Genomic DNA, 26,141 nt, shown 5'->3' with positions numbered 1-26,141 from the left:
TTTGGGTTCTGGTGCTCAGGATACCTTTTTATGCTCCTCCTCGGGAGCAACGAACTGCGCCAGTTCATCGGCGAACACCTGATGCAGCTCCTCTTCGATATCGCGCAGACGCTCTCGCAGCTCCGAGATGGTTTGGGCGTCTTTAAAGCGCCTGTGTAACAGGGTATTGAGTTCAGTTCTGGACTGCATCAGTAACCTCCTTAACCTACTGAACTCAAGTATGGGCGCCCCTAAGGAAATTGCCAGTCGACCTTAGTTCAGTGTTGTGGCTTCAGAACCTGTTCTCTGATTTGTACCAAAATCAGGCGGTGATCGCCATGGAATTGAACAACACTATTTCCGAACAGACCATTCGAAGAACCAGTTTAGCTGGTCTGGGGGCTTCAGGCTCGGCCACAAGAAAAGCGGCTGATGCCTCAGCCGTGGGCGATCAGTCTGTGTGCGTCAGCCTTTGGGCTGAGCACCCCGACGGTTCCCCAAAACGGGCAGGCCGTAGTGGCGCAGGTACCCCACCAGGTTGGACAGGATAAACAGCGACTCCAGGGCGATGGCCATGGGGGAGCCAATCACTATGTTGTGTGCCAGCCAGAAACTGATGCCCACCAGCATGGTCAGCCTGAGCTGGCGGTCGCAGCGACGAAAGGCCGCCAGAGTCTGAATGGTGCTGCCGACGCCGCTGAGCAGGCTTGGCACACCACTCCAGGTCAGCCAGGTAATCACTATCCCCGATGCGACAAACACCCATTGCCAAGTTCTGGCGGTGCTCACCATGCTGACGGCGAAGCGGGCGCTGGCCAGCAGCATCAGTCCGGCGCCGGTCCACTGGTCCAGCAGCCCAAAGTGCACCGAGGTCAGCAGGGTAGACAGGCACAGGCACTGGAGAATGCGGCGGCGTTGGCGAAACTGGAAAGAGCTCAGATCCAGCGCTATGGCCACGGCCACCAGCGCCTGGGAGAGGAGAAAGGGGGACATCTTGGTTCCAACCGTTCATACAGTGGTGCCAGTGTCCCCCTTTAGCCGGGTCCCCGCATTAACTTTGGTTAATGCGCCGGCGGATCCGTGACAGGCTGATGGGGCTGATGCCAATATAGCGGGCCAACTGGGCCTGGCTGATGCTGTCTACCCACTCGGGCCAGCGCTGGAGCAGAGCCAGATAGCGCTCTTGGGGGGTATTCAGCAGGAAAAACGCCTCCTTCTCCTCCTTATAGAGCAGCTGTTGCTTCATCAGAGCCAGCGCGAGGTGCTGCCACTGGGGCAGGGCCAGCAGGGAGAGGGGCACCTTGAGGACCTCTACTCGGGAGAGGGCTTCCAGCTGATAGTCGGCGGGACGCTCATCCAGCCAGCTGGCATAGAGGAAGCAGAGTTCGTTGGGAAAATAGAACTCCTTGCAATGCTCCTGGCCGTCGTCGGAGTAGTGACAGGCGCGCAGGACGCCGCTGCCCAGGAAAAATGCGTGGGTCTGTTGAGCCCCCTGGGGCAAGAGCACCGAGCCACGTCCCAGGGACTGAGCCTGACAGTTGGGCAACTGGGGCAGGGGAGTGCCATGGGCACCCCCCAGCTCAGCGAGAAAGGCGTTGAACTGCTCAGTTATCACAGCACAAGGGCCTCAGAGGTCAGAGCCACCTGGCCGCCTTTTCCTCGTCGATAACCGACAGCACACTGGTGGACTGAGCGGCGGCGGTCAGTTCCAGCTCGCCGGTCATCAGTTCATCCCGGCGGAACCAGTGGCACTGGAGGCGGGCTCCCACGCCGTAGCGATTCAAGCGCTTGTCCAGATCGCCGCCCACCTGAAGGCCATCGACGGCCACCAGATTATCGCCAGCGGCCAGGCCCAGCTTGTGGGCATTGCCGCCTTCGGCTACGTTGACGATCTTCACCCCCAGGCCGGCAACACTGTATTTGGCGCCGAGCTCTGTGGTCAGGCCGCCGCCACTGGTGCCGCCTTTGTCGCTGTTGGAGGTGGCCGCGCGCAGACTCAGTTCGATGCCAAACTCCGCAAGGAGCGGAGTCAGCGGCAGATCATCGGTGGTGTGGAGCCAGGCGAACAGATCAGAGGCATCCCGGCCAATGAGTTCGCTGACGATCTGCTGGTGGGTGTCATCTTCGGTGCCTATGTCCTGGCTGCCAAAGTCGGCCCACAGCCTCTGCATCAGATGGTCGATGTTGGCCTGGCCGCCAGTCTCTTTGCGGATGGACAGATCCAGGAACAGGGCGAACATGGCACCCTTGGTGTAGTAGCTGACGATGGCGTTCTGAGCGTTCTCATCCTGTTTGTAGAACTTGGTCCAGGCATTGAAGGAACTGTCAGTCAGGCTCTGCTTGAATCGGCCACTGCCCCGGGTGACCCGGGTCATCAGCTCTCCAAGCATGGTCAGGTAGGTGTCACGATCCACACAGCCTGCCCGGTAGGTAAGCCAGTCATCGTAGTAGGAGGTGATCCCTTCGTAAGCCCACAGCTGGGTGGTGTAGCTCTCCTGCTCCAGATCATAGGGCACAAAGCGGGCAGGTTTGATCCGTTTGACGTTCCAGTTATGGAAGTACTCGTGGGAGCAGAGGGAGAGGAAGGTGCGATAGCCCTCGGTCATGTCGGACTCGCCCTTGGCAGGCAGATCGCCGCGGCCACAGACCAGCGCGGTGGAGGCCCGGTGTTCCAGGCCGCCAAACCCCTCGCCCAGGACCATGGTCATGAACAGGTAGTAATCATAGGGGGCTTGACCGCCGAAGAGATCGATCTCGGTTTCGCAGATCTTCTGCAGGTCGGCGCAGATGCGGTTGGTGTCGGCCCAGTGACGGCCGGTGAGCACCAGATCGTGCTGCACGCCCCGGGCCTGGAAGCTGGCCAGGGTAAAGGTGCCCATCTCCACCGGGTGGTCAATCAACTCATCGTAGTTGGCGGCCTGGTAGCGGCCAAAGGCGTAGCGTTCGGTGTTGTCCGCCAACGGCATGGCGGTGGCCACTCGCCAGTCACTGTATTGCTCGCCGGCAGGGGGCAGGATCTCCAACTGAACCGACTCCACCTCTCGGCCCTCCACCTTCAAAAACACGCTGGTGCCATTGAAAAAGCCATGGGTCTGGTCCAGGTGGGCACTGCGGACGGACAGATCCCAGGCGTACACCCGATAGCTCAGGGTCAGGGCGTCGCAATCCTCTTCCAGTTGCCAGCGCTGCTTATCCAGCTGAGTCAGTCTGATCTGGCGGTCGCCATCGAAGCCCTTAACCTCGATCAGGTTGCGGGCGAAATCCCGTACCATGTAGCTGCCGGGAATCCAGCTGGGTAGGGAGAAGCGTTGGCCCGGATGGCTGCTGCCGACCTCAAGGGTGACTTCAAACAGATGGGCGTGGGGGTCGATGGGACAGATGCGGTAGAGCAACATGGTCTGGATATCCTTTGGCTGGGTCCGAAGTGGTTTGCGGACGCGGTCCTTGAGGGTAAACCCTTGTACTCCCATAGGAGTGGGGCGGATCGGAGGCCGAATCCTTGTGTGGTGGTTTCCCTAACTCTGATTTGCCAAGTATACTGAGATTCTTGGACAAAACCGACTAGCGGGAGCCTGTAAAATGGCCGAAGAAACCATCTTTTCCAAAATTATCCGTCGAGAGATCCCGGCAGAGATCCTCTATCAGGACGATTTGGTCACCGCCTTCAAGGACATCAGCCCCAGGGCCCCTGAGCATGTGCTGATCGTGCCCAATATGCTGATCCCCACCCTGAACGACGTTAAGGCTGCCGATGAGCCCGCCCTGGGCAGAATGGTGACCGTGGCCGCCAAGCTGGCTAAGGAAGCGGGTATCGATGAGGATGGCTATCGCCTGATCATCAATTGCAATCAGCATGGCGGTCAGGAGGTGTTCCATATCCATATGCACCTGCTGGGCGGCAAGCCCCTGGGGCCGATGTTGGCGGTGTAAAACACCCTTCAAAAAAAGCAGCCAGTTGGCTGCTTTTTTTGTTCTGCAAGGTGTTAGCCTGCGTTCTGCACGAAATCTTCGGTGAAGTCCGTCTGCCAGAACTTGAACCCCTGCACCGTGGCCTGGGCGGCGGCGCCCATCAGGTTAACCTGATAGGTGATGATCCCCTCCACATCCATAGACTGATTGGTCGAGGCCTGGCTGTCGGTGTCTTCCAGTTTGGCACTGGCCTCAGCCCGGGCCTGGCCATCGAAGCCGGCATCCTTGAAGCGGGTGACCGCTTCCTGGTTGAGGAAGATCTGCACATAGGCCACCTTTTTCCAGCCGATGCCGGCTCCGGCACCGGCGGAGGCAAATCGCCAGTAGGAGAGCTTGCCGCCCTCGTTCAGTTCGCAGATGCCGCCACCGCTGGAGAGGGCAAACAGGTAACTGTCGCTGCCGGTGCAGATCAGGTGGGCCACGCCCTTGTTCAAATCGGTTTCTGCTTGTGGGTGTTCGGCCACGATCTTGGAGAGGGCGGACTGCGCCTCCTTGTGGGCATGGGCCTTCTTGGCTTCCGGGGTATTGCCGGTGGCACAGCCAAACAGCAGGGTGGAGGCGCCAATCAGAGCCAGTGTATTCAGTTTCAAGCGATTCATCTCATGCTCCTGTTGAACGACAGTTTTGGGCTTGAAAACGGGCAGCAAAGGCTACAACCCACCGACTGAATCGAGACTGAATCATCGTTAGGGAAGTCAGAGCCTTAACTTTGCTGCAATAGGGTATAGCCCCCACCATCAGAGTTGTCTAACCATGGCCTCAGTCCTTGCGCCTGATCCGATAGCCTCTGCGAGGGAAGTGGACATGCACGGTACCGAACCGGCCGGTGTCCCGCCGCAGTATCCAGCGCTGCTCACTGACCCCAGCCAGATGCCCCCGGGTGCCTACCTTGGCGTAGTCGGTGGGGGCAATCACCACCTCATGGCCCACATCCGGGTGATCGCGAAACTCTGGAAGGACTCCCCTGGGCTGGGAAGCGGCAGCCACAGCGAGGGCGTCTTTGGCGCTGATGGGGCTGTGAGGGCCGTGACCAAACTGATTCATGCGGCTGTACCAGGCGTTGAGGCGAGTCAGCTTGGGTGACAGAGGCACGGCGCCGACCTGACTTAGGAACCACAAGGGGTGATACAGGGCAAAGTCTGCATGGCCGGGCTGATCGCCAAAGAGAAACTCGCCCTGAATCTGTTCGTCCAGTTTTGCCAGGCTGTTGCGAAATCGTTTTGCCCCCTCTGCCACCGACAGGTTTCCCCGGGTCTCCCGGGCAATGCCGAGACGGTCCCAGATGAAACGGGCAGTATCGAACAGCGACAGGTGCCGTCTGAGTTCGGTCAGTGCCTGCCTGGGGGGCACCAGAGAAGCCGCATCAAAGAACAGGGTGGACTCGGCAAAGGTGGCGAGCTCAAGCGCCTCTTGACTGGCGTTGGAGGGGGCCAGGTACTCCTTGGCGCTCATCTGGCTTATCTCCTCGGTGATCAATTGGCTGTCGCACACCAGATCAGCGCCAAACTGGGCGACGGGAATGCGACGATAGCCCCCTGTGAGGGGGTCGGTTGCCGGCCTGGGGGGCAGGGGAGAGACCAACAGGGATTGCCAGGGCAGATTAGCCGCCCCCAGCATCAGGCGTATCTTCTCGGAGAAGGGAGAAAGCTGGTAATGATGCAGAATCAGGGAGCTGGCCATAAAATGACTCCAGTTCAGATTAAAAGCTCAAAAATTAGCCTGTTACAGCGACTGTAGATCGTCGCAGATGAAATGGAAAGCCCTGAAATTCAGGCCTCAATCAACCGGGCCCCGTCGGCGCGGATCCTGGGCGTGCTGCACTTTCGCCCTTCTCCCTGGCAGGCCAGCTTAGTTCAGCAATGCCATGGCAATCAGAACCAGCAGTACGAGATTGCTGAGCAGGCCGATCATGAAGAAGTAGCTTCGCGGGCTGGGATTACGCTCGGTGGCGATGGCGTAGTAGAGAGCCGTGTGAATGATCCGCGCCAGGGCAAAGACCCAGGCGATCACACCCAGGGTCAGGGGATCCAGTCCTGTGGCGATGGCGGTCAGCAGGCTCAGTGCCATCAGGGGCACGTTTTCCAGGGAGTTCTGATAGGTGCGGTGACTGCGAAACACAAAGGAGTCGTGACTCAGGGTATCGCTCACGATTCCCGGAACGTAGTGAGCCTGTTTCCGGTGGGCCACTGTCGCCACCAGGGTTTGAATCATCATGGTCGCCAGCATCAGCAGCAGGGCGGCGAGGGAAAGGCTGTAGTTGTCGAACATGGGGACTCCATTAAAATAGTGGGCTACTCAATTGCGCACAACCTTAATTGAGTCCACAGGAGAGATCAACTATATTGTGCGCAATTATATTGTGAGGTTATTCATGAATCAGGACACAGGTTGCCCGGAGCTGATGTTCGACAATCAGATCTGTTTTCCTCTTTACAGTGCGGCCAATGCGGTGGTCAGGGCCTATCGTCCTTTGCTGGACGAGCTGGATCTCACCTACCTTCAATACATGGTGATGATGCTGCTTTGGCAGCACCAGAGCATGAGTGTGAAGGCCCTCGGGGAGAAACTGAACCTGGACTCGGGTACTCTGACGCCGCTTCTGAAACGGCTTGAAGGCAAGGGACTGGTGGTGCGAGGCCGCAGTCAGCAGGACGAACGGGTCAGGGTAATCACCCTGACCGGTGAGGGCAAGGGCTTGAAAGAGCGAGCCAAGGAGGTGCCCCATGCGATGGCCTGTCGCGCCGGACTGGCCCCGGAGGAGGCGGCCCAGCTCAAGAGCCTTTGTCAGCAACTGCTGTCCCGGCTGGGCTAAGCTGGGTGGAGCGTTAGATTTCCACATCGGAAACTGGAGCTAACAGCCGCCAAATAGCGGTAAACGAGCTTCAGTGATATCCTTAATCGCTGTCTTGAACCCTGTTTTTTAGGCAGAAAAGCACACTGATGTTGCTTAGATAGAGCCCCAAGATAAGGAATTCCAAGCATTGTGATGCAACCTGTTAACCCTGAATTTTTCCCCCTGACCGATCTGGCCGGTCGTTTCGTCAATGAACTGGCGCAATGTCGCAAGCTGAACATTGATTGTCTGGAGGCCAGTGAGCACCACGTTCTGCTGCGTCTCCCCTACGCGCCTGAGCTGGTGGGTTACCCTGAGTCCAAGGTCCTCCATGGCGGTGTGATCACCACCTTGATGGATACCGCCTCCGGTGCGGCGGTGATCTGCGCCATCTACGCCCGTGAGGAGGAACTGGAGTTGTGCCCCACTCTGGATCTTCGGGTGGACTATATGAAGGCCGCCAAACCGGATCAGCCTGTCTATGCCATGGTGGAGTGCTTCAAACTGACCTCCTCCGTCGCCTTTACCCGAGGCATCGCCTATCAGGAGTCCATCGACGATCCCATCGCCCAGGTGGTCTGCTCCTTTATGCGCATCGGCCCAGAACTGGTGACCGAGGCCTTCCGTGATGCTCTGCTTGGGGAGGAGAAGGCATGAACATTAAACCCGTTGTCCAGCAGGCGGTCGCCGACAGAGATTACACCGAGTTGCTGGCTCTGATCCCCTATGCTCAGCATCTGGGGATGAACTGTGAGCAGCTGGGGGAGGAGCTGGTGTTTCGCCTGCCCAACAACCCGGACAACATGGGCAACCCCATGTTGCCGGCACTCCATGGCGGGGTGATCGCCGGTTTCATGGAGATGTCTGCCATGGTGCAACTGATGGTGGTCCTGCATACCACCCGGGTGCCGAAGATCGTGGACTTCTCCATCGATTATCTGCGCGCCGGTTACGCACGGGAGACCTTCGCCGAATGCCGCATCACCCGTCAGGGTCGCCGAGTGGCCAACGTTTCGGTAAGCTGTTGGCAAACTAACCGTAAACAGCCCATTGCCACGGCGAGGGCACACTTCCTGATCGATTAGGAGAGTCAGTTATGCGTCATTGGATATCGATGTTGGTTCTTGGTTTGGTGCTCAGTGGCTGCACCACCACCACCTCAGGACTGGTGGCCCGCTCAGATGCTGAGAAGCTGAAGGTGGATAACAGCGCCCTGGCGAGGGATCTGTCGGTGACGCAACTGAACAAATCGATACTGGCCGGACGATTGCAGGGGCGGGCGGAGCTGATCTCCAAGGCCTCCGGCGATCTCTACCTGCAATACCGCTTTGTGTTCTTCGATGAAACCGGCAAGGAGATGGAGTCGGCCAACCGGGGCTGGCGGGCAATCAACCTGGCCGGTGGCGAGCGTCGTCAGGTCAGTGCCGTGGCCCTGAGCCCGGGCGCGGTGGAGTTTGAGCTCAGCGTTCGTCGGGTTGTGGATGAATAACTGACCGTCGATAAAATTTTTAAAGCCACTAATTTTAGTGGCTTTTTTCGTTTATTAGGCCATTTCTTCGCCTTCGTTGTTGCGCAAAAATGCTGCGTCGACACCATTGGGCGTGGATTCAGGGAGCGGGGGCGGGGTATACTGCAATCTGCCTCGGGGTGTGTCTGTGAAGATACTGAGATTCCAGTTGGAAAACCCGCGAACCTGATCCGGATAATACCGGCGTAGGAAAGGCCCAGCCTTGAAGTCCCTGCCCCAAATCCGGTCGTATTCCCTTTTAGTAATAGAGAAGTCTAAAGGATATGCGCACCAAGCTTTCCATTGTTGCCCTTGCGGTCTCCTGCTCCATCCAGGCCCAAGAGATTGAAACCATTACCGTCAACGCAGATTTTCGTGACGCCGACATCGCTCGTCTGCCCACCAGTGTCACCGTAGTTGACACCGCCCGTATGCAGGAGCAGGGGGGCGAGCACTTCGAAGATGTGCTGAAGAATATCCCCAACCTGAGCTGGGCCGGCGCCTCCTCCCGTCCCCGTTATTTCCAGATTCGTGGCGTGGGTGAACAGGAGGAGTACCAGGGAGCCCCCAACGCCTCCGTCGGCTTTATTGTCGACGACATCGACCTGTCCGGCATTGGTATGGCGGCCAGCCTGTTCGACCTGGATCAGGTCGAGGTGCTGCGCGGTCCTCAGGGCACCCGTTACGGCGCCAACGCCCTGGCGGGCCTTATCTACGTCAAGAGCAACGATCCCACTGAGAGCTTCGAAGCGGGCACAGAGGTGACTCTGGGCGAGGATGACCTGATGGCCCTGGGCGCCTATGCCAGTGGCAGTGCCAGCGACACCTTGCTCTACCGTGCGTCTGTTCAGCAGACTCAGCAAAATGGGTTTCGCGATAACCTCTATCTGGGCAGGGATGACACCAATGAGCGTGATGAACTGACCGGACGTTTGAAGCTGCGTTGGCTGGCCAGCGACAGCCTGACCGCGGATCTGACGGTGCTCCATGCCGACCTGGATAACGGCTACGACGCCTGGACTCTGGACAACAACGGTTTTGACACCCTGACCGACCAGCCCGGCGAGGACAGCCAGACCACCACCGGCGCGTCCCTGAAGCTCAACTGGGCGGCCAGCAGTGCCGTATCCCTGGTGTCCGTCACCAGCTTTGCCGATACCGAGGCTCGCCATGCCTATGATGGCGACTGGGCCAACCCGGACTACTGGAGCAACCTGCAGTGCGAAGACTGGGAAACCGGTCAGCCCGTGCCTTGCCAGTATGACTATTGGTGGGACAAGCAGCAGGAGCGAACCACCTACAGCCAGGAGTTGCGCCTGGTGTCCGGTGAAGAGGGCCGCATCTTCGGTGGCACCACCGACTGGCTGGTGGGCGTGTACGCCATGAAGCTGGATGAATCCAACGATCTGGAGAGCTTCTACAACGGCTGGGAGGATGTGTTCCTCAAGTCCGACTACGAGGCCACCAACAGCGCCATCTTTGGTCAGCTGGACAGCGAACTGGGCGAGTGGACCCTCTCCGCTGGCCTGCGTATAGAACACCGCAGCAGCGATTACAGTGATGACAGCGGCGAGGCGTTTTCTCCCAGCGAGACCATGTGGGGCGGCCACCTCTCTGCCAGCCGTTACCTAAATGACCACCACCTGGGCTATGTGCGCATAGCCCGTGGCTACAAGGCCGGTGGCTTCAACATGGAAGTGCCTGCCAACCTGCCGGGTGCCAAGGAGTTCGATAACGAGACCCTGTACAACTACGAAGTCGGCGTGAAGAGTGGCTGGCTCGATGGTGCCCTGTCCACCAATCTGGCTTTGTTCTATATGGATCGCCAGGACCAGCAGGTTGAGGCTTCCGTCCAGGATCCCAATAATCCGCAGCGCTTCTTCCTGTACACCACCAACGCCACCGGCTCCACCAGCTATGGACTGGAAGCGGATTTCAGCTTGGCGTTGACCGCCAACCTGGAACTTTACGGCAGCCTGGGCTTGCTGGACGCCTCCTACGACGACTATATCTACAACGACAAGTACGGCACGCCCGTTGACCTCAGTGGCCGTGAACTGGCCCATTCGCCCAGCTACCAGTTCAACCTTGGGGCGACCTATCGTCATGATCTGGGGTGGTTTGCTAATCTGGTGGCCAACGGTCAGGACAGCTACTACTACTCAGATTCCGCCACCAGCAACGCCGAGTCTGACTCCTATGTGCTGTGGAACACCAAGATCGGTTATGAAGCGGAGCGCTGGGCTCTCTACCTGTGGGGGCGCAACCTCACCGACGAGAAGTATGGCGTGCGTGGCTTTACCTTTGGCAATGAACCCAACGACGGCTGGCAGGAGCACCTGTATGTGCGCTATGGCGATCCCCGCCAGTTTGGCCTGACTTTCCGTTACGACTACTTCTAAGGAGACACCGATGCAACTTGCTGTGGAGATCAGCCTCTACCCGTTAAAGGACCAGTACCTGCTGCCCATCAAGTGGTTTATCGAGCGCCTGGACGCCTACCCGGAGATTCAGCGCAAGACCAATGGCATGAGCACTCAGCTGTGCGGTGACTACGACACCATCATGGCGCTGTTGGCCACCGAGATGAAGGCGGCCCACCAGGAGTGGGGCAAAGGGGTGTTTGTCTGCAAGTTTATTCCCGGTGGCGTGAATCTTGACCACAGTGAGTAACTTCATCAACGAGGCGCTGGCTCAGGCCGGCGCCATGACCGCCTGGGAAGGGGTTGCCGTGGTGCTGGCCCTGGCATACTTGCTGCTGGCGATGCGCGGCAACATCTGGTGTTGGCCAGCGGCCTTCTTCAGTACGTTTATCTATGTGGTGCTGTTCTGGAAGGTCTCGCTGCTGATGGAGTCGGTACTGAATGGCTACTACCTGCTGATGGCCCTCTATGGCTTCTGGCAGTGGCGCTACGGCGGTCGCGGTGAGGGGCTGAGTTACCAGACCTGGTGCCTGTCCCGCCATGTCCGTCTTATCGGCATCACCGCCCTGGTGGCCCTGGGGCTGGGCTATGTGATGGACAACTACACCCACGCCGACCTGGCCTACCTGGATTCCGCCACCACCTGCTTCGCGGTGGTGGGGACCGTGATGACCGCCCGCAAGGTGGTGGAGAACTGGCTCTACTGGGTGGTGATCGACATCGTCTCCATCTATCTCTACATGAGCAAGCAGATGGTGCTCACCAGTGGCCTGTTCGTCCTCTACGTGGGCCTGGCCCTGGCCAGTTACTTCACCTGGCGCAACGCCTACCGGAGTCAGGGTGAGCCTGCCTTCGCCTGACACTCTACTCAGTGAGGTGCCGGCCTACGCCGGCGCCACACTGCGCCCCTTTGGCACAGGCAGTGCCAATGCCCTCTACCTGATTCAGCCCAGCGATCCCCAGGCGCTGCTGCGGGTGCACGACCGTGGTGCGCGTATGAGTGCCGATCGCCGGCTGGAGCGGAGTATCTGGCACCAGGCAGCGGACGCTGGCCTCGCACCCGGGCTGTACCATTGGGACCCTGACCATCGGTTTGCCGTGGCACAGCGCTGGGGGAGCAGAGCGGACAGCCTGACGCCTCAAGCCGCGGTTCGCACCCTGGTTGGCTTCCATCAATTACCCATCGACGTTGGCCTCCTGGATTACGCCACCTCCCTCGGTGTCGACGCTCAGGCTTGGCAGCAGCAGATGCTGAGCAGCAAATTGCCCCCTGGCATGACCCACCATGATCCCAGCCGCGGCAACTGGCTCAGTCAGGGGCAGGAGCTTCGTCTCATCGACTTTGAGTACGCTGGCTTTGGTCACCCTTTGTGGGATCTGGCCTGCCTGATGCTGGAATGGCCGGAGATGGCCGATGCGGCAAAGTCCTACTACCAGGCTCGTAAGGTGGTGACCGACCCCACAGAGGAGCGGGCACTGCGCGCGGCCGGTCACCTCTATCTGTTAACCTCGCTGCAGTGGTGTGAACAGGCGCTGCAGCAGGGTGGGGAGCCCCAGCTGATTCAGGGGTGGGCACACAGATACCGGCAACTGCTGGTCGCCGGCCCGGAGACTCTGCTCAGCCTCTGATCCTGTTTGCCTGGAACTTAATGCTCAGAGTTCAGCTCTAACAATGAGTTAACATGGCGCAGCCTCATGCAAGGAGAGGGATTTGAAGGGACGTTGGCTAATTGTCACCCTGGTGGCTTTGGTACTGACAGGATGCAGCACCAAGTTTGTCTATAACTGGCTGGATTGGATCATCGAGTGGGAGGTCGCCGATTATGTGGATCTCTCCCGTACTCAGGAAAGGCAGTTTGAAGCCATGGTGGATGAGATGCTGCTGTGGCATCGACGCGAAGAGCTGCCCAAATACCGCGACCAACTGGTTACTCTCCGAAATCAGGTTAATCACCACCTCACTTCAGAGGACGCCCTCGGCCACATTCGAAGTCTGGAGCAGCACTGGCTGAGGATCTTCGATCACCTGATGCCGAGACTGGTTCCCCTGATGCAGACCCTGACCGATGAGAAAGTGGAGCAACTGCTGTCCACCTTGGAGAAGGAGAATCAGAAGGACATCGACCGCTACCTGAAGAAGGAGTTTGATGAGCGGCTCAGTCGATCCAATAAACGCACCGCCAAGAGCCTTAAGCGCTGGGTCGGCAAACTGACGCCACTGCAGAGAGAGGCGGTCAGCAAATTCAACTATGAGCGCCATCAGTCCATGGACCTCTGGGTGGCCTATCGTCAGGCCTGGCAGGAGCGTTTTGGGGAAGCGCTGCGTCACCGAGGCGACGGTGCCCTGCTCAGGAGCGAGTTAAGGCTGTTGCTGGTGACTCCGGACAAGATCCGGCCTGCGGGCTACAAGGAGCAACTGAGCATGAATCAGCACAACTTTGCCGATGCCCTGGAGTCCATCAACGCTAGCCTGACCGGAAAGCAGCGCAAGAAGCTGAATCGTGAGCTAGGCTCTTTGATAGATGATCTGGCTGATTTATCGAAAAATTAACTTTGATGAAAGCAAGGAGCAACCACGCCGGTCATCTTAGTCAGTAGTAACTTCAAAGGAATATGGTTATGCAGGCTCTGATTAACTTATGGCAAAGCTTCTTCCGCGCGACCCAGTCTGTCGAAGGCCTGGCGCCTCTGGCACTTCGCCTCTATCTGGCCCCGGTTTTCATCCAGGCCGGTTACAACAAGCTGAGCCACTTTGAGGACACCGCCGCCTGGTTCGGCAATCCGGATTGGGGGTTGGGATTGCCCTTTCCCGAAGTGATGGCTGCCCTGGCTGCCGGTACCGAGTTCCTTGGGGGGATCCTGCTGATTGTGGGCCTGTTCACCCGGCTGATCAGCATTCCACTGATGGTGACCATGCTGGTGGCCGCCTTTGCGGTGCACTGGGAAAACGGCTGGTTGGCCATTGCCGATGCCTCCAGCTGGCTGGCCAATGAGCAGGTGATGGCGGCGCCTGAGAAACTGGAGCGTGCCAAGGCCATTTTACAGGAACATGGCAACTACGACTGGCTTATCTCGTCCGGCAAGTTTGTGGTGCTGAATAACGGCATCGAGTTTGCCATTACCTACTTTGTCATGCTGCTGGCGCTCTACTTTATGGGGGGCGGCAAATACACCAGTTTGGACCACGTGTTCGGACCGAAAGAGAAGGCCTAAGGCGTTAAACTCACATCAACAAAAAGCCCGACGCACTCAGCGCCGGGCTTTGTCGTTTTAGGGCGTTGCCTATCTGGCGGCCTGCCACCCCGGGGGAAGCACTTCGGCCAAACCCTGGTCGTAGAGGGCCAGTACTGACTCAAAGCCATGCTTGGGTTGCCAGCCAAGTGCGCGGTTGGCAGCGCCGGCGTCGTACACCCGGTCCAGAGAGGTGGGCAGTGTCCAGCCTCTTCGGTCAAACTCATCGGCCAGCTCTGGCTGTTTTTGGCGAATCAGAGACGCGGCATCTTCATAAAGAGTCTGGGTGTCTTGCCGGGAGAAGGGCGTGCAGCCGGACAGGTTAAACAGGTTAAAGCCGGGCAGAGAACGGCGCAGGGCCAACTCATGGGCGCAGGCCACATCCCGGGCATCGATGCCACGGCTGAGGCGGTACACCGCCATCATGTTCACCGCCTCGGGGAAGCAGCGGGACATCCGCAGCACGGTCACAGGCAGACGGGTTTGTTCACTGAAGTTTCTTAGCCAGTGTTCTGCTTCCAGCTTAGTGCTGTGATAGATGGTCCTGGGCTGAGGGCTCACCTGCTCATCCACCCAGGCGGCCCGACCCTCAGTGGGTTTGGAGCTGTGGCCGTAGAGAGCGGTGGTGCTGGTGAAGACCACCTGCTGCAGCCCGAGGTTAACTCCTTCTTCTACCAACTGCTGAGTCAGGGTCACGTTGATCTGTTGGAACCGCTGCACTGGCGCCAGCCCAACGTGGGGGGCATGCAGGGCAGCGCTGTGCACCAGGGCTGTGACCCCCTCCAGCGCCTGTCGGCGCAGCGTGTCGTCGCAGAGATCCCCAACCAGATCCGCGGTAGAGCAGGGGGTCAGGTCAACGCCCCGAACCTGGTATCCCAGGTTGGCCAGATGGATGTAGATGGTCCGGCCAATTCGTCCGGCGCTGCCGGTCACCAGGATAGTCATCAGTGGCTGTCGCCGGTTTCCAGCATCTGCCGGCTGACGTAGTCACCCTTGTCCATCTCATAGACGTTGGCGGCGATCTTAGGCAGTTCCGGAAACAGGCGGGCCAATTCTGCCACCACCAGACGGGACAGCGCCGCCTTCTGCTCCTGGGTTCGGCCCGTCAGAATGTGGGCAAACAGGTGAATGAAGGGTTCCTGCTTGCCGCCGGCCAGATAGGTGGAGTAGGGGTTGATGCGCACCTTGATGGCCGGTTCATTGAAGAGTCCGGAGCTGACCGCTGCCCTGTGAATGGCACTGAGTATCACCTCTTCGGGCTGAATCTCCAGCACCTCACGGGCGCAGTCGATAACAAAATGGGGCATGGTATCTCCTGATGAATGATGGCAAGACGGCCCAGTCTACTATGGCCGAAGTCACGCCTCAGCCATAAATCACAAAATATTGATACTTTGCGGCTTTCTATTTCAACTCATTAGCGGTAGCGTAATTATTGAGCAGGGAGGGATTCCCTGGCTGCGCCTGGGTTTTGGCTGCAGATGCATGGTCAATCCATAAAGTATCGCTGATTTTGCGTGATTTTTATCGGTTGTGCCTGACTTGGGATTGTCGAACTCAGGGAATGAGGTGACCACTATGTCACGCTTTGGAATCAAGGGTATCTCCATCAGGGTTACCGTGGTGTTTGTGTTTATCATCGGCACCCTGATCACCGCCGCCACCGCCATTACCCTTCACTATCTCTTCTCGTCCAACATCGCCACCGAGGCGGTGACCGCGCAGGCGGAGATTTTGGCGAAAAACACCCAGGATAAGGTCGAGGGCCTGCATACCAAGGCGGCCCATTCGGTGGAGATTCTGGCACGCAACTCGGCGCTGGTCGACGGCAGTCAGGTCGATGAGTATGCGACCGACCGGCTGTTTGCCAATCTGCTGCAGAACAACAATGAGTTCTATGCCGTCTACCTGGGTCTGGCCAATGGCGACTTCTATGAACTTATCAATCTGGAGGCCAGCCCGAAGATTCGAGAGCAGTTGGGAGCATCCCTGACGGACCGGTTTGCCAAGGTGCGCATTCATCAGGAGCAGGGGAAGCGGGTGAAGCATACCCTGTTTCTCAATGAGGCCTTCGAAGTGAGCCACCAGCTGGTGGAGCCCAGCGGCTATGACGCAACAACCCGCCCCTGGTTTCAGATAGCCGATACCATCAACGCCAGTCGTACCAAACCCTATCTGTTTCAGCATCTGCAGGCTCCCGGGCAGACCTTCTCCATGGTGATGGAGGAGAGCGGCGCGGTGATCGCCGTGGACATTGCCCTGTCCACCATGTCACAGTTTCTCTCCAGGCAAATGGCTACTGGCACGCCCATCGAGCACAGCGAGGTGTTTCTCTATGACCTTAGCGGCAAGCTGGTGGCCTCCAGCGACGCTGCTACGGAGATGCCCCGCAGAGAGTTGCCGACGCTGCCTCTGAGTGAACAGGAGCGAAACTACCTCAACAGTCTGGGCACGGTGCGCATAGCCAATGAAACGGACTGGGCACCATTGGATTACTCCATCGCCGGTCAGCCCAGGGGCTACACGGTGGAACTGATGCAGATGCTGGCTCGCAGCCTGGGGTTGTCGGTTGAGTTCATCAATGGGGTGTCCTGGGAGACATTGGTGCAGCATTTCCAACGGGGTGACCTTGAGATCCTGACACCGGTGTACCGAACCGGCAGCAACAGTCACTGGGGCCAGTTCTCCTCCCCCATGGTGGAGATGCCCATGGCGTTGGCGACTCGGGTGGAGGGTCAACGTTATACCAGCCTCGAGACGCTCAATGGCGCCGTGCTGGCGATCCCCGCGGGTTGGTCCATCATTTCCGAGATTCGTCGTGCTTACCCACAAATCCGTATTCTTGAAACGGCCAGTGTCGCCGACGCTTTGATGGCGGTAATCGGTGGTGAGGCAGACGCCACCATAGAGACCCGCATCATCCTGGATTACACCAAGCGGGTCTATTTTCTCGAAGGCCTGCACATCGAGCCAAATCTGGAGATCGGGCCGGTGAATTTTGATGCGGGTTTAAGGGCGGTATTCAAACCCGAACTGGCGCCACTTGCCGAACTGTTTGAACGGGCCCTGGCACAGGTGGGCCCGGGGGACAGGCAATACCTCTCCCAGCGCTGGCTGGGGGATATGACTGAGATCCGTCAGCAGGACTCTCTCACCGTTCCCTACAAAGCATTGATCACCACGGCACAGGAGCGTTTGCTCCAGGGGAAACTGAACCGCTTGCCGCTGGAAGGGCGCGACAGCTTCCTCTACATAGAACCACTGCGGGTGGGTGAGGACCACTTCTTCGCCTTGGCCCTGGACGTGGGCACCGTGTTGGAAGCCAGTCGCCGGGAGGTGTTGGTGTCCGCGACGGCGACCGCCATCTGCATTTTGGCCCTGCTGCCGTTCTGTTACCTGTTGGCCAATCCCATAGTGAACCCCATACGCCAGCTGGCGAAAGAGAACGAGAAGGTGATGCGTCGCCAATACCAGCAGGTGCAAAGGCAACCCTCCATCATCAAGGAGGTGGATGAACTCTCCACGTCGCTGGTGGAGATGTCGGCAGCTATCGCCGAGCATGAGGCTCAGCAGCAGCGGCTGATGGACTCCTTTATCGAGGTGATCGCCCAAACCATTGATGACAAGTCCCCCTACACCGGAGGCCATTGCTACCGGGTGCCGGAGCTGGGGTTGATGCTGGCCAGAGAGGCAAGCATCAGTCAGAAAGAGGTTTTCAGTGCCTTCTCCATTAAGGACAAGGACAAGCATCGCGAATTCAAGCTGGCGGCCTGGCTGCATGATTGCGGCAAGATCAGTACCCCGGAGCATGTGGTCGACAAGGGCAGTAAGCTGGAATCCAGCTACAACCGCATTCATGAGATCCGCACCAGGTTTGAGGTGCTGTGGCGTGACGAAGAGATCCGCTATCTCGAGGCGGTGATGGCAACCCCCCAGGATGAACCTGAGCTGAGGGCCAGGCGCGATCAGGCTCAGCGGCTGTTGACGGAGCAGTTTGAATTTGTCGCCAGATGTAATGTGGGCGGTGAATTCATGGAAGATGAGAGCATCGAGCGTCTGCGCGGTATCGCCACGCGAACCTGGCAGCGTCACTTCGACGACTGCCTGGGCCTGGGGCCCCTGGAGGAGAGGCGTCGCGGCGAGTCTCAGGTCCAGTTGCCTGTTACCGAAAATCTGCTGTCTGATAAACCGGAGCATCGCATCGCCTGGGAGCGCAAGCAGAGCTATGACCCCAGCCTCGGCATCAAGTTGGAACCCACAGAGCTGCAGAACAATCAGGGTGAGCTTTACAACCTGTGCATACGCAAAGGCACACTCAATGACGAGGAACGCTTCCGCATCAATGAACATACGGTCAGTACCATCAAGATTTTGGAAAGCCTGCCTTTCCCACCGGAGCTGGCCAATGTGCCCAGGTATGCCTCGACCCACCATGAAACCCTCAAGGGCACAGGCTATCCACGACGCCTGACTGGCGATCAGCTCTCTGTGGGTGAGCGCATCCTGGTGCTGGCGGACATCTTTGAAGCCTTGACCGCTGACGACAGGCCCTACAAGAAAGCTAAGTCCCTCAGCAGTGCCATCAATATCCTTCATAAGATGGTGAAGGACGATCACGTGGATGGTGAGGTGTTCCGCCTGTTCCTCTCAACTGGCGTGTACATGGAGTACGCCGAGCGCTTCCTGAAGCCCGCACAGATGGATGAGGTGGATTTGAGCAGGTACCTGAATGAGGAGCGGGCCGAGGATAAGGAACCGGCTTAGTGATGAATGTGATGCTGGCTTTGGCGGAAATCAGGGCCGTTTATGCTTTGACCGGTATGTCGGCTTAACACGTCGTGGTAACTAAAGAGCCCCGATTTTCGGGGCTCAGTGTTTTCGGCAGAAATCGCAAGCTGCCTTGGTCGGCTCGATGATTTAACGTTCGAACTCAGCCTCCTTTTGACGAGCTTCACGCTCTTTCTCTTTTTGCTCTTTGCGAGCTTTTCGCTCTTCCTCATTGCTCGCTTTTCGGGCCTCGCGTTCATACTCCTCCCGTTCCTTACGAACTTCTCTCTCATACTCATGCTGTTCTTTGCGGGCTTCCCGCTTCTGCTCCTGTTGTTCTTTCTGAGCTTCGCGCTCCTCCTGGTCTAACTCCCTTCGCTGTTCCTGTTTTGCCAGGCGGGCCTCTTTCTCATATTCCTGGCGCTTCTTGCGCGCTTCTCGATCAGCTGTTCGTTGCTGTTTCTGGGCTTCTTTCGCCTGTTTGCGTGCTTCTTTTGTTTGTTGTTTTTCAGGGTTATTGGCGCCGGAGATGGCCGCCAACGCAGTGGAGGGGAGGGAGACAGTGAGGGTCAGTGCTGCAGCCAGTAAGAGTGTTCCTTTTTTCATTGTTAGCTCCATAATTACAATGGGTTGAATTAACTATGGTTGAATATATCGATAATGGCAATCGACTCTCTGAATCCTGTTAATCGAAGAAGATGAAGGATCGCTTTGGTAGACTGGGTTGCAAATGATATTGATTTACAGGAGCGGCAATGGACGCGCTGACCCTTCTCACCCAACGACACTCAGCCCCCAGGCTCACCGAACCAGGCCCAGATGAGCAGCAGTTGGACATCATATTGGCCGCGGCAGTCAAGGCACCGGATCACGCGGCGCTCACCCCCTGGCAGTTTGTGATTGCCCAGGGAGAGGGACTGCTTAAGCTCGGTGAGATCTTTTACGAAGCGGCTAAGGCCAAAGGGGAGAGTGGCGAGGTGCTGGCTCGCGCCAGGCTTCTGCCGACCCGGGCCCCCATGGTGATTACGGTTATTGCCAAGGTGCAGCAGCATCCCAAGGTACCCGCCATAGAGCAGCACCTGAGCGCCGGTTGCGCCGCAATGGCGATGCAGATGGCCGCCCAGGCACAGGGTCTTGGCGGCATCTGGCGTACCGGCAGCTACGCCTTCGACCCTACAGTAAAGGCGTCGCTGGGCGTTCAGGGTGACGACCAGATCGTCGGTTTCCTCTATCTGGGGACCCCCCTGTCCAAGGCACCTAATAAGAAATCGCCCGATCCCTCCGATTACGTTTCTTTCCTGTAATCTGGCATTGGCAATGAAGGGGGAGAAGATCCCCCGTTTGACCACGGCGATCTGTAAACCGGCCCGGATAAAGGTTATCCTCCTGTTTTCAAAGAAGCCTTTTCTGTTTAGCCGATGCGCATTCTTCACACCTCTGATTGGCACCTTGGGCAGCACTTCTATAACAAGAGTCGAGCCCGGGAACACGCTGAATTTTTTGCCTGGCTGCTTGCCCAGGTCGACACCCATAAGATTGACGCGGTGATCGTTGCCGGTGACGTATTCGATACCGGAACCCCGCCCAGTTACGCCAGGGCGCTGCTCAACAGCCTGGTGGTTTCCTTCCAGAAGCTGGGCTGCCAACTGGTGGTGTTGGCGGGGAATCATGATTCGGTGTCGACCCTCAACGAGAGTCGCCAGTTGATGGAGTATCTGAATACCACGGTGATCGCCGGCGGTGATGAGGGAGAGCAGTTGCTTGAGCTGACCAATGCTCAGGGTGAACTGCAGGCGCTGTTGTGTGCCGTACCCTATCTGCGCCCAAGGGAAATTCTCCGCAGTCAGGCCGGGGAGAGTGCAGCAGAAAAGCGCCAGAGCCTGCAACAGGCCATAGCCGATCACTATCGGGGGCTGTATGAGCGTGCCGCCATACTGCGCGCCGAGCGGGAATTGAATATCCCCATTATTGCCACGGGGCATTTGACCACTCTGGGGGCCACCACCTCGGAGTCGGTGCGGGATCTCTATGTGGGCACCCTGGACGCCTTCCCGTCGGACCATTTTCCACCCGCCGAGTACATTGCCCTGGGTCACATCCATCGACCCCAGCGAGTGGGAGGCGAAGAGCACATCCGCTATTGTGGCTCCCCCATTCCTCTGAGTTTTGATGAATTGGGCAGCGAGAAATCTGTACTTATGGTGGAGTTTGACGGTCAGTTGTTGACTGGCATCACTGCGCTGCCGGTACCCAGGTTCCAGCCCATGGCGATGATTAAGGGTAACCTCAACGAGATTGAGTTGCAGCTCAAGGGCTTTGTCGACGCGTCGGCGGAGCGACCGGTCTGGCTGGATATCGAAGTAGAGAGCGAAGAGTATCTCAATGATCTGCAGCAGCGTATCGAAGCGCTGGCAGAGGATCTGCCGGTGGAGGTGTTGCTGTTGCGTCGGGCCAGAAAATTGCGCGCACAGGCTTTAGAGCAGCAGCAGAATGAAACCCTGGCAGAACTCAGCGTGCAGGAGGTGTTTTCCCGCCGATTGCAGGAGGAGATCTTCGAGGGAGAGCAGGGCGCCGAGCGACAACAGCGGCTGCAGGGCCTGTTCGATCAGGTGTTGGCACAGCTGGAAGACCCTGAACAGGAACACCAAGCGCAAGTTCCACCTTCAGATCTGCAGGAGCAGGGCGCTCAGCCGGAGCCGTCCAGTCAGCCTGAGGAGGCGCAATCATGAAGATTTTGTCTCTCAGATTTAAAAACCTGAACTCCCTGAAGGGGGAGTGGAAGGTGGACTTCAGTGCCGAGCCCTTTGCCGGAAACGGCCTGTTTGCCATCACCGGCCCAACCGGAGCAGGCAAAACCACACTGCTGGATGCCATCTGTCTGGCGCTTTACCACCAGACCCCAAGGCTGTCGGTGTCCCCCACTCAAAATGAGCTGATGACCCGGGGTACCGGTGAAGCCCTGGCTGAAGTGGAGTTCGAAGTGAAGGGCCAGGGGTACCGCGCCTTCTGGAGTCAGCGCCGTGCCCGACTGGCCGCCGACGGCAAGTTGCAGCCGCCGGTGGTGGAGCTGGTTCGTATCGACGATGGCGCCATCCTGGCAGAGAAGATCAAAGAGAAGCTGGAGTTGGTGGCTTCCCTCACTGGGCTGGATTTTGGCCGCTTTACCAAGTCCATGTTGCTCTCCCAGGGGCAGTTTGCCGCCTTCCTCAATGCCAGTGCCAATGAGCGTGCCGAACTGCTGGAGGAGTTGACCGGCACCGAGATCTACGGCCGCATCTCACGCCAGGTGTTCGACAACCACAAACAGGCAAAGACTCATCTGGAGACCCTTTCAGCGCGTGCAGAAGGGGTAGACCTGCTCAGTGACGAACAGAGAGAGACGCTTCAGGGCAAGCGTGGCGCCGATCGGATTCAGGAGCAGTCGCTGCAGGCGCGCCTCAGTGATCTCAAGTCACTGCAGGGCTGGTTGCAGAAAGAGGCCGAGCTGGGCAGAGCAATTGATGAGGCCAAACAGAAACAGGCCCAGGCTGCCGAGGAGTTTGAGCGTCAGCAGGAGAAGCTGGCAAGGCTGACTCGCAGTGAGCCGGCGGAACGACTGAGGCCACGATTAACCGAAGTGCAGGATGCGGAAAAGCAGTTGGCTCGTTGTCGTGACCAGCTGGCGGAACTGGCTGATGCCAAAGCTCAGTGCGCCGAGCGTCAGCAGCAGGCACAGCAGCAGCACGCCGAGGCCAGCGCCGATAAAGAGAAGGCACAACTGGCCAAGGTAGAAGGGGAGGCTCTGTTCAACCAGGTGATCCCCCTGGATACCCAACTGGAACAGCTGGCCAAGGGGCTGACTTCGGCCGAAGAGGCGATGCAGGCCCGAGCTCAGACCTGGAAAGAGGCCAAAGAGCAGCTTGAAGGGCGCAAGACAGCACTGACCGAGGCTCAGGCGCAGCTTTCTGAGGCTCAGGCCTATCTTGACAGTAACGCCAACCATGGCCAGCTCAGCCAGAAGCTCTCAGGGTGGCAAAGCCGGCTGGAGCAACTGGCCACTCTGGAGCAGGGCATAGCCCGCCTGACACCTGAGCTGGAACAGGGGCAAAAACGCCTAAGCGAACTGTCTCTGACCAGGGAGCCTCTGACTCAGGAGCTTAAGCAGGCGGAGACGGAGTTGGCGTCGGCTAACCAGATGTTGTCCCAAGCGGACTCTGACTTGTCCTCGCTGGCACAGCAGCCAGCGGATGCGCTCAAAGCCAAGCTGGCCAGCCTGGATGCCGGTCAGGAGGGGCGCAGTAAGCTCAAGTCCCTGAGCGAGCGATACGCCGAGATCCAGGAGCAGCTTGGTGAGCGACAGAAGTTGTCAGAAAAATTGACACAGGAGCTGGAGCGCATCGGCAAGGAGCTTACCGAGAAGCGCCAGCAGTACAAGACCGAACACCAGCAGCTTAAAGACGTGGAAAAGCTGCTGGAGCAGGAACGTAAAATCCACTCTCTGGAAGCGGAGCGCGCCAAGTTGGTGGCTGGTGAGGCCTGTCCTCTGTGTGGCTCTACCGAACACCCGGCGGTAACCGCCTATCAGGGCATCGCCCTGAGTGAGACCGAGCAACGCCTGACCGCGCTCAAAGAGAAGGTGGACTCCCTGAAAGAGCAGGGTACCCGCCTGGGCGAACAGCAAAAGTTGGTCAAAGAGCAGTTGGAGATCAAAGCGGGCGAGCTCAAGCAGTTGGAAGAGAAGCGCACCAAGGTAACCCTCCAGTGGGGTGAGCAGTGCGTGGCTCTCAAGATCACCACGGCCCCCAACATCGCCGATGCCCAGCGTCTGGAGAACTACCTGGAGAGCTGCCGCGCCCGCCGGGCTGACCTGGACGCCAAGGTCGGGAAACTGGAACAGGCCAGCTCAGCCCGTCAGCAGGCCAGTGAGGCCCTGGCCAAGGTGAAGGAGCGCAACCACCAGTTGCAGCTTAAGAGCAGCCAGCTGAGCGCCGAGGCCGAATCGGTTCAGCAGGGGCTGGCTACCGCCCTGGCGCGCAGTCAGGAGCTCTGCCAGAACCGTGATGCCCTGGTTCAATCACTGAGCCCCGAGTTGGAGGCCCTGGCTCTGACTCTGCCCGATTCCGGTGACGTGGACAGCTGGCTTGGCGGCCTCAAGGCTCAGGCACAGCAGTGGGAGCAGGCACAGCAGACCCTGGCCCAGCACAGCCAGGTGGAGGTGCAGCTCAAGGAGCAGCACCAGAGCGCTATCGAGCGCGAACATCAGACTGGACTGGAGCACCAGGGTGCTCAAAGCGCCTGGACCGAGCTTAAGGAGCAGTGCACCCAGCTTGGCGCCCGTCGTCAGGAGCTGTTTGGCACAGCGGTCGTCAGCGATGAACGTGAACGCCTGGAGCAGGCTCTGGTTCAGGCCACCGAGAGGATGGAGGTTGCCCGAAACCACCAGGGAGAGGCCGAGAAAGAGAGCGCCGCGCTTCAGGGGCAGCTGGCTCAACTGGAGGAGAGCAAGCGCGAGTTGACTGAGCGTTGGACCCAGTCCAGCAAACTGTTGCAGAACGAGATGGCCCACTCGGTGTTTGCCAGTCAGACTCAACTTGAGGAAGCGCTGCTCAGCGATGAGGAGAAGCAGCGGCTGATTGAACTTAAGACAGAGCTGGAGCGGCTGAAGGCCGGCGCCCAGGCTCTGGTGGATCAGGCGGTAACGACCTTGGGCAACCACCAGCAGGGCAGGCCTCAGGCTTTGGCTGACGATGCCACCTTGGAGAGCCTGACTGAGCAGGTGGAGGCCACCAATGAGTCAATTCGAGAGCTGATTGCTGCCATGGCGGCCATCAAGAGCCAGCTCGACAGTGACAACGAGCGACGTGCCGGTCTGCAGGGACTGCTGGAGGAGATTGAATCTGCCCGCAGCCAATTTGACGATTGGGCTTACCTCAGCGGCCTGATTGGCTCCAGAGAGGGGGATAAGTTCCGCAAGTTCGCCCAGGGGCTGACCCTGGATCACCTGGTGCACCTGGCCAATGGTCAGTTGGACCGGCTCCATGGGCGTTATCAGCTGAAACGCAAAGCGGGCGATGAGCTGGCACTGCAAATCCTTGATACCTGGCAGGGCGATGCGGTGCGAGACACCCGGACGCTGTCCGGTGGCGAAAGTTTCCTGGTCAGCCTGGCCCTGGCGCTGGCCCTGTCCGATCTGGTCAGCCACAAGACTAGCATCGACTCCCTGTTCCTGGATGAGGGCTTCGGCACTTTGGACGGTGAAACCCTCGACACCGCACTGGATGCCCTGGACACCCTGAACGCCAGCGGCAAGATGATTGGCGTCATCAGTCATGTGGAGGCGATGAAAGAGCGTATACCGGTGCAGCTCAAGGTAAACAAGGTCAATGGCCTGGGGTACAGCCGGCTGGACTCCCGCTTCAGGGTGACCCGGGAAGACGCCGTAGAGCTTCAGGACTAAGCTGGATTTAAATCAAAAAATAGAGAAGGTTAGAGACTATGGATGAGAACATCCTTACCCAGGAATTGGCGCAGATGGAGATGGTTTATCAATTGGTGACCGAGTTCCTGGTGACCTACAGCTTCCAGATCCTTGGCGCCCTGGTGATCTTCTTCATCGGTATCTGGCTGGGAGGCCGGGTCTCCCGCGCTCTGCTGGCGCTGATGACCCGCCATGAGATAGACATTACCTTGGCGACCTTTGTGGCCAACATCGTCAAGGTGTTGGTGATCGTCCTGATTGGGATCATCGCCCTGGGCAAGTTGGGGATCAGCGTAACGCCCCTGGTGGCCACCATAGGTGCCGCCGGCCTGGGTGCCGGCTTGGCATTGCAGGGAATGCTCTCCAACTACGCCGCCGGTGTGACCATCATCGTTACCCGGCCCTTCGTCGTGGGTAACACCATCACCGTTCAGGGTGTCTTTGGTGTGGTAAGAGAGATCCAACTGGGGATGACCATACTCACCAACGAAGAGGGGCAGGAGATCTCGGTGCCCAACAAGCATATCGTCGGTGAGGTGCTGCACAACTCCTTTGAAACCCTGTTGGTGGAGACCGAAATCGGTATCGCCTACGGAGCGGATCCCGAACAGGCGATTGGCGCTCTGCTGGACGTGTTGGCGGCCAGTCCCCTGGTGGATCAGTCGCAGACGCCACAGGTGGGTATCGACGGTTTCGGTGACAGCGCCATCACCCTTGGGGTTCGGTACTGGGTGCCCAGCGAGCAGTTCTATCAGGCGAAGTTTGAAACCAACCTGGCGTTGTTCAAGGCGCTCAAAGCCAACGACATTGAGATCCCCTTCCCTCAGCGTCATGTGACTTTGCTGAACAAGGACAAATGAGCCGTTAGAGGCAAGGGTTGATGATTTGAGAGGGGGAGGCATGGCTTCCCCCTCTCTTTTTAAGTCCGACAAGTTTCTGCAATACGACTTTGATATAAGCCCAAATGTTTTGCAT

Annotated in this window: 26 protein-coding genes and 1 riboswitch; of the genes, 16 read left to right on the top strand and 10 right to left on the bottom strand. The window is 58.4% G+C overall.

Annotation, left to right across the window (positions count from 1 at the left end; translation table 11 throughout):
• Positions 1 to 15 precede the first annotated feature (15 nt).
• The 4 genes from ACN0RV_RS06925 to ACN0RV_RS06910 all read right to left on the bottom strand — a co-directional run bounded on the left by ACN0RV_RS06925 (position 16) and on the right by ACN0RV_RS06910 (position 3,374).
• Positions 16 to 189: a hypothetical protein gene (locus tag ACN0RV_RS06925; protein ID WP_157509183.1), complete on the bottom strand. Its 174-nt coding sequence runs from the start codon at positions 187 to 189 to the stop codon at positions 16 to 18.
• A 255-nt stretch (positions 190 to 444) separates the two neighbouring features.
• Positions 445 to 972 (bottom strand): YgjV family protein, encoded by a 528-nt coding sequence (locus tag ACN0RV_RS06920; RefSeq protein WP_417346805.1) that lies wholly within the window; start codon positions 970 to 972, stop codon positions 445 to 447.
• Between the two features lie 58 nt (positions 973 to 1,030).
• Positions 1,031 to 1,594 (bottom strand): Crp/Fnr family transcriptional regulator, encoded by a 564-nt coding sequence (locus ACN0RV_RS06915; RefSeq protein ID WP_417346803.1) that lies wholly within the window; start codon positions 1,592 to 1,594, stop codon positions 1,031 to 1,033.
• A 19-nt stretch (positions 1,595 to 1,613) separates the two neighbouring features.
• Complete coding sequence (locus tag ACN0RV_RS06910; protein WP_417346802.1) at positions 1,614 to 3,374, bottom strand: M61 family metallopeptidase; 1,761 nt, start codon at positions 3,372 to 3,374, stop codon at positions 1,614 to 1,616.
• Between the two features lie 184 nt (positions 3,375 to 3,558).
• Between ACN0RV_RS06910 and hinT the strand changes: the two genes are divergently transcribed.
• Entirely contained in the window at positions 3,559 to 3,909 is a 351-nt protein-coding gene (gene hinT / locus ACN0RV_RS06905) for a purine nucleoside phosphoramidase (RefSeq protein WP_417346800.1), read from the top strand.
• Positions 3,910 to 3,962: 53 nt separating this feature from the next.
• On the opposite strand, the gene ACN0RV_RS06900 is transcribed toward hinT, so the two are convergent.
• From ACN0RV_RS06900 to ACN0RV_RS06890, 3 genes are all read right to left on the bottom strand, one after another.
• Positions 3,963 to 4,547: a hypothetical protein gene (locus ACN0RV_RS06900; RefSeq protein WP_417346798.1), complete on the bottom strand. Its 585-nt coding sequence runs from the start codon at positions 4,545 to 4,547 to the stop codon at positions 3,963 to 3,965.
• A gap of 160 nt (positions 4,548 to 4,707) precedes the next feature.
• Positions 4,708 to 5,628 (bottom strand): glutathione S-transferase family protein, encoded by a 921-nt coding sequence (locus ACN0RV_RS06895; protein WP_417346797.1) that lies wholly within the window; start codon positions 5,626 to 5,628, stop codon positions 4,708 to 4,710.
• A 168-nt stretch (positions 5,629 to 5,796) separates the two neighbouring features.
• Positions 5,797 to 6,216 carry an MAPEG family protein gene (locus ACN0RV_RS06890; RefSeq protein WP_417346795.1) on the bottom strand — a complete coding sequence of 140 codons (420 nt, stop codon included), beginning with the start codon at positions 6,214 to 6,216 and terminating at the stop codon, positions 5,797 to 5,799.
• A 103-nt stretch (positions 6,217 to 6,319) separates the two neighbouring features.
• On the opposite strand from ACN0RV_RS06890, the gene ACN0RV_RS06885 reads away from it, so the two are divergent.
• The 10 genes from ACN0RV_RS06885 (at position 6,320) to ACN0RV_RS06840 (ending at position 13,924) form a co-directional block, all read left to right on the top strand.
• On the top strand, positions 6,320 to 6,760 hold the full coding sequence (locus ACN0RV_RS06885) for a MarR family winged helix-turn-helix transcriptional regulator (protein ID WP_417346793.1): 441 nt from the start codon (positions 6,320 to 6,322) through the stop codon (positions 6,758 to 6,760).
• A 174-nt stretch (positions 6,761 to 6,934) separates the two neighbouring features.
• Positions 6,935 to 7,438: a PaaI family thioesterase gene (locus ACN0RV_RS06880; RefSeq protein ID WP_417346957.1), complete on the top strand. Its 504-nt coding sequence runs from the start codon at positions 6,935 to 6,937 to the stop codon at positions 7,436 to 7,438.
• A complete protein-coding gene (locus ACN0RV_RS06875; protein WP_417346792.1) occupies positions 7,435 to 7,866 on the top strand; it encodes a PaaI family thioesterase in 432 nt (143 codons plus the stop codon). Before ACN0RV_RS06880 ends, ACN0RV_RS06875 begins: the two co-directional genes overlap by 4 nt.
• Before the next feature lie 11 nt (positions 7,867 to 7,877).
• Positions 7,878 to 8,270 carry a YcfL family protein gene (locus tag ACN0RV_RS06870; RefSeq protein ID WP_417346789.1) on the top strand — a complete coding sequence of 131 codons (393 nt, stop codon included), beginning with the start codon at positions 7,878 to 7,880 and terminating at the stop codon, positions 8,268 to 8,270.
• 144 nt (positions 8,271 to 8,414) lie between these two features.
• Positions 8,415 to 8,518, top strand: a riboswitch (TPP riboswitch).
• A 54-nt stretch (positions 8,519 to 8,572) separates the two neighbouring features.
• On the top strand, positions 8,573 to 10,690 hold the full coding sequence (locus tag ACN0RV_RS06865; protein ID WP_417346788.1) for a TonB-dependent receptor: 2,118 nt from the start codon (positions 8,573 to 8,575) through the stop codon (positions 10,688 to 10,690).
• 10 nt (positions 10,691 to 10,700) lie between these two features.
• Entirely contained in the window at positions 10,701 to 10,961 is a 261-nt protein-coding gene (locus tag ACN0RV_RS06860) for a hypothetical protein (protein WP_028109758.1), read from the top strand.
• Between the two features lie 34 nt (positions 10,962 to 10,995).
• The gene (gene pnuC / locus ACN0RV_RS06855) at positions 10,996 to 11,571 is read left to right on the top strand and encodes a nicotinamide riboside transporter PnuC (RefSeq protein WP_417346955.1); all 576 of its coding nucleotides are present in this window, start codon (positions 10,996 to 10,998) and stop codon (positions 11,569 to 11,571) included.
• The gene (locus ACN0RV_RS06850; RefSeq protein WP_417346785.1) at positions 11,552 to 12,340 is read left to right on the top strand and encodes a phosphotransferase; all 789 of its coding nucleotides are present in this window, start codon (positions 11,552 to 11,554) and stop codon (positions 12,338 to 12,340) included. Before pnuC ends, ACN0RV_RS06850 begins: the two co-directional genes overlap by 20 nt.
• Positions 12,341 to 12,422: 82 nt before the next feature.
• A complete protein-coding gene (locus ACN0RV_RS06845) occupies positions 12,423 to 13,262 on the top strand; it encodes a DUF6279 family lipoprotein (RefSeq protein ID WP_417346783.1) in 840 nt (279 codons plus the stop codon).
• 68 nt (positions 13,263 to 13,330) lie between these two features.
• Positions 13,331 to 13,924 carry a DoxX family protein gene (locus tag ACN0RV_RS06840; protein WP_417346781.1) on the top strand — a complete coding sequence of 198 codons (594 nt, stop codon included), beginning with the start codon at positions 13,331 to 13,333 and terminating at the stop codon, positions 13,922 to 13,924.
• A gap of 69 nt (positions 13,925 to 13,993) precedes the next feature.
• Here the strand turns inward: ACN0RV_RS06840 and ACN0RV_RS06835 are convergent, their stop codons facing one another.
• Together ACN0RV_RS06835 and ACN0RV_RS06830 are read right to left on the bottom strand one after the other, a co-directional pair.
• The gene (locus tag ACN0RV_RS06835; protein ID WP_417346779.1) at positions 13,994 to 14,887 is read right to left on the bottom strand and encodes an NAD-dependent epimerase/dehydratase family protein; all 894 of its coding nucleotides are present in this window, start codon (positions 14,885 to 14,887) and stop codon (positions 13,994 to 13,996) included.
• On the bottom strand, positions 14,887 to 15,249 hold the full coding sequence (locus tag ACN0RV_RS06830) for a 5-carboxymethyl-2-hydroxymuconate Delta-isomerase (RefSeq protein WP_417346777.1): 363 nt from the start codon (positions 15,247 to 15,249) through the stop codon (positions 14,887 to 14,889). Before ACN0RV_RS06830 ends, ACN0RV_RS06835 begins: the two co-directional genes overlap by 1 nt.
• Positions 15,250 to 15,520: 271 nt before the next feature.
• On the opposite strand from ACN0RV_RS06830, the gene ACN0RV_RS06825 reads away from it, so the two are divergent.
• A complete protein-coding gene (locus tag ACN0RV_RS06825; protein ID WP_417346775.1) occupies positions 15,521 to 18,706 on the top strand; it encodes an HD domain-containing phosphohydrolase in 3,186 nt (1,061 codons plus the stop codon).
• 153 nt (positions 18,707 to 18,859) lie between these two features.
• Here ACN0RV_RS06825 and ACN0RV_RS06820 read toward each other — a convergent pair whose 3' ends face one another.
• Positions 18,860 to 19,315, bottom strand: coding sequence for a hypothetical protein (locus ACN0RV_RS06820; RefSeq protein ID WP_417346773.1), 456 nt, complete (start codon positions 19,313 to 19,315; stop codon positions 18,860 to 18,862).
• Positions 19,316 to 19,464: 149 nt separating this feature from the next.
• Here ACN0RV_RS06820 and ACN0RV_RS06815 point away from each other — a divergent pair, with 149 nt between their 5' ends.
• From ACN0RV_RS06815 to ACN0RV_RS06800, 4 genes are all read left to right on the top strand, one after another.
• Positions 19,465 to 20,013 carry an NAD(P)H nitroreductase gene (locus ACN0RV_RS06815; protein WP_417346771.1) on the top strand — a complete coding sequence of 183 codons (549 nt, stop codon included), beginning with the start codon at positions 19,465 to 19,467 and terminating at the stop codon, positions 20,011 to 20,013.
• A gap of 114 nt (positions 20,014 to 20,127) precedes the next feature.
• Positions 20,128 to 21,438, top strand: a complete 1,311-nt coding sequence (gene sbcD, locus ACN0RV_RS06810; protein ID WP_417346770.1) for an exonuclease subunit SbcD — start codon at positions 20,128 to 20,130, stop codon at positions 21,436 to 21,438.
• On the top strand, positions 21,435 to 25,145 hold the full coding sequence (locus ACN0RV_RS06805; RefSeq protein ID WP_417346769.1) for an AAA family ATPase: 3,711 nt from the start codon (positions 21,435 to 21,437) through the stop codon (positions 25,143 to 25,145). The genes sbcD and ACN0RV_RS06805 overlap by 4 nt, the downstream gene beginning before the upstream one ends.
• Before the next feature lie 38 nt (positions 25,146 to 25,183).
• Entirely contained in the window at positions 25,184 to 26,026 is an 843-nt protein-coding gene (locus tag ACN0RV_RS06800) for a mechanosensitive ion channel family protein (protein WP_417346767.1), read from the top strand.
• Positions 26,027 to 26,141 lie beyond the last annotated feature (115 nt).

This window comes from Ferrimonas sp. (assembly GCF_048263965.1).
Lineage (GTDB): Bacteria > Pseudomonadota > Gammaproteobacteria > Enterobacterales > Shewanellaceae > Ferrimonas.
The sequence above is the reverse complement of the archived record's forward strand: the minus strand, read 5'-3'. Positions and strand labels throughout refer to the sequence as shown.

What these genes read in the sequence shown, in the direction of transcription:
- ACN0RV_RS06925 (WP_157509183.1), bottom strand. Translation starts at nt 189, where the DNA reads ATGCAGTCCAGAACTGAACTCAATACCCTGTTACACAGGCGCTTTAAA.
- ACN0RV_RS06920 (WP_417346805.1), bottom strand. Translation starts at nt 972, where the DNA reads ATGTCCCCCTTTCTCCTCTCCCAGGCGCTGGTGGCCGTGGCCATAGCG.
- ACN0RV_RS06910 (WP_417346802.1), bottom strand. Translation starts at nt 3,374, where the DNA reads ATGTTGCTCTACCGCATCTGTCCCATCGACCCCCACGCCCATCTGTTT.
- hinT (WP_417346800.1), top strand. Translation starts at nt 3,559, where the DNA reads ATGGCCGAAGAAACCATCTTTTCCAAAATTATCCGTCGAGAGATCCCG.
- ACN0RV_RS06900 (WP_417346798.1), bottom strand. Translation starts at nt 4,547, where the DNA reads ATGAATCGCTTGAAACTGAATACACTGGCTCTGATTGGCGCCTCCACC.
- ACN0RV_RS06895 (WP_417346797.1), bottom strand. Translation starts at nt 5,628, where the DNA reads ATGGCCAGCTCCCTGATTCTGCATCATTACCAGCTTTCTCCCTTCTCC.
- ACN0RV_RS06890 (WP_417346795.1), bottom strand. Translation starts at nt 6,216, where the DNA reads ATGTTCGACAACTACAGCCTTTCCCTCGCCGCCCTGCTGCTGATGCTG.
- ACN0RV_RS06885 (WP_417346793.1), top strand. Translation starts at nt 6,320, where the DNA reads ATGAATCAGGACACAGGTTGCCCGGAGCTGATGTTCGACAATCAGATC.
- ACN0RV_RS06880 (WP_417346957.1), top strand. Translation starts at nt 6,935, where the DNA reads ATGCAACCTGTTAACCCTGAATTTTTCCCCCTGACCGATCTGGCCGGT.
- ACN0RV_RS06875 (WP_417346792.1), top strand. Translation starts at nt 7,435, where the DNA reads ATGAACATTAAACCCGTTGTCCAGCAGGCGGTCGCCGACAGAGATTAC.
- ACN0RV_RS06870 (WP_417346789.1), top strand. Translation starts at nt 7,878, where the DNA reads ATGCGTCATTGGATATCGATGTTGGTTCTTGGTTTGGTGCTCAGTGGC.
- ACN0RV_RS06865 (WP_417346788.1), top strand. Translation starts at nt 8,573, where the DNA reads ATGCGCACCAAGCTTTCCATTGTTGCCCTTGCGGTCTCCTGCTCCATC.
- ACN0RV_RS06860 (WP_028109758.1), top strand. Translation starts at nt 10,701, where the DNA reads ATGCAACTTGCTGTGGAGATCAGCCTCTACCCGTTAAAGGACCAGTAC.
- pnuC (WP_417346955.1), top strand. Translation starts at nt 10,996, where the DNA reads ATGACCGCCTGGGAAGGGGTTGCCGTGGTGCTGGCCCTGGCATACTTG.
- ACN0RV_RS06840 (WP_417346781.1), top strand. Translation starts at nt 13,331, where the DNA reads ATGCAGGCTCTGATTAACTTATGGCAAAGCTTCTTCCGCGCGACCCAG.
- ACN0RV_RS06835 (WP_417346779.1), bottom strand. Translation starts at nt 14,887, where the DNA reads ATGACTATCCTGGTGACCGGCAGCGCCGGACGAATTGGCCGGACCATC.
- ACN0RV_RS06830 (WP_417346777.1), bottom strand. Translation starts at nt 15,249, where the DNA reads ATGCCCCATTTTGTTATCGACTGCGCCCGTGAGGTGCTGGAGATTCAG.
- ACN0RV_RS06825 (WP_417346775.1), top strand. Translation starts at nt 15,521, where the DNA reads ATGTCACGCTTTGGAATCAAGGGTATCTCCATCAGGGTTACCGTGGTG.
- ACN0RV_RS06820 (WP_417346773.1), bottom strand. Translation starts at nt 19,315, where the DNA reads ATGAAAAAAGGAACACTCTTACTGGCTGCAGCACTGACCCTCACTGTC.
- ACN0RV_RS06815 (WP_417346771.1), top strand. Translation starts at nt 19,465, where the DNA reads ATGGACGCGCTGACCCTTCTCACCCAACGACACTCAGCCCCCAGGCTC.
- sbcD (WP_417346770.1), top strand. Translation starts at nt 20,128, where the DNA reads ATGCGCATTCTTCACACCTCTGATTGGCACCTTGGGCAGCACTTCTAT.
- ACN0RV_RS06805 (WP_417346769.1), top strand. Translation starts at nt 21,435, where the DNA reads ATGAAGATTTTGTCTCTCAGATTTAAAAACCTGAACTCCCTGAAGGGG.
- ACN0RV_RS06800 (WP_417346767.1), top strand. Translation starts at nt 25,184, where the DNA reads ATGGATGAGAACATCCTTACCCAGGAATTGGCGCAGATGGAGATGGTT.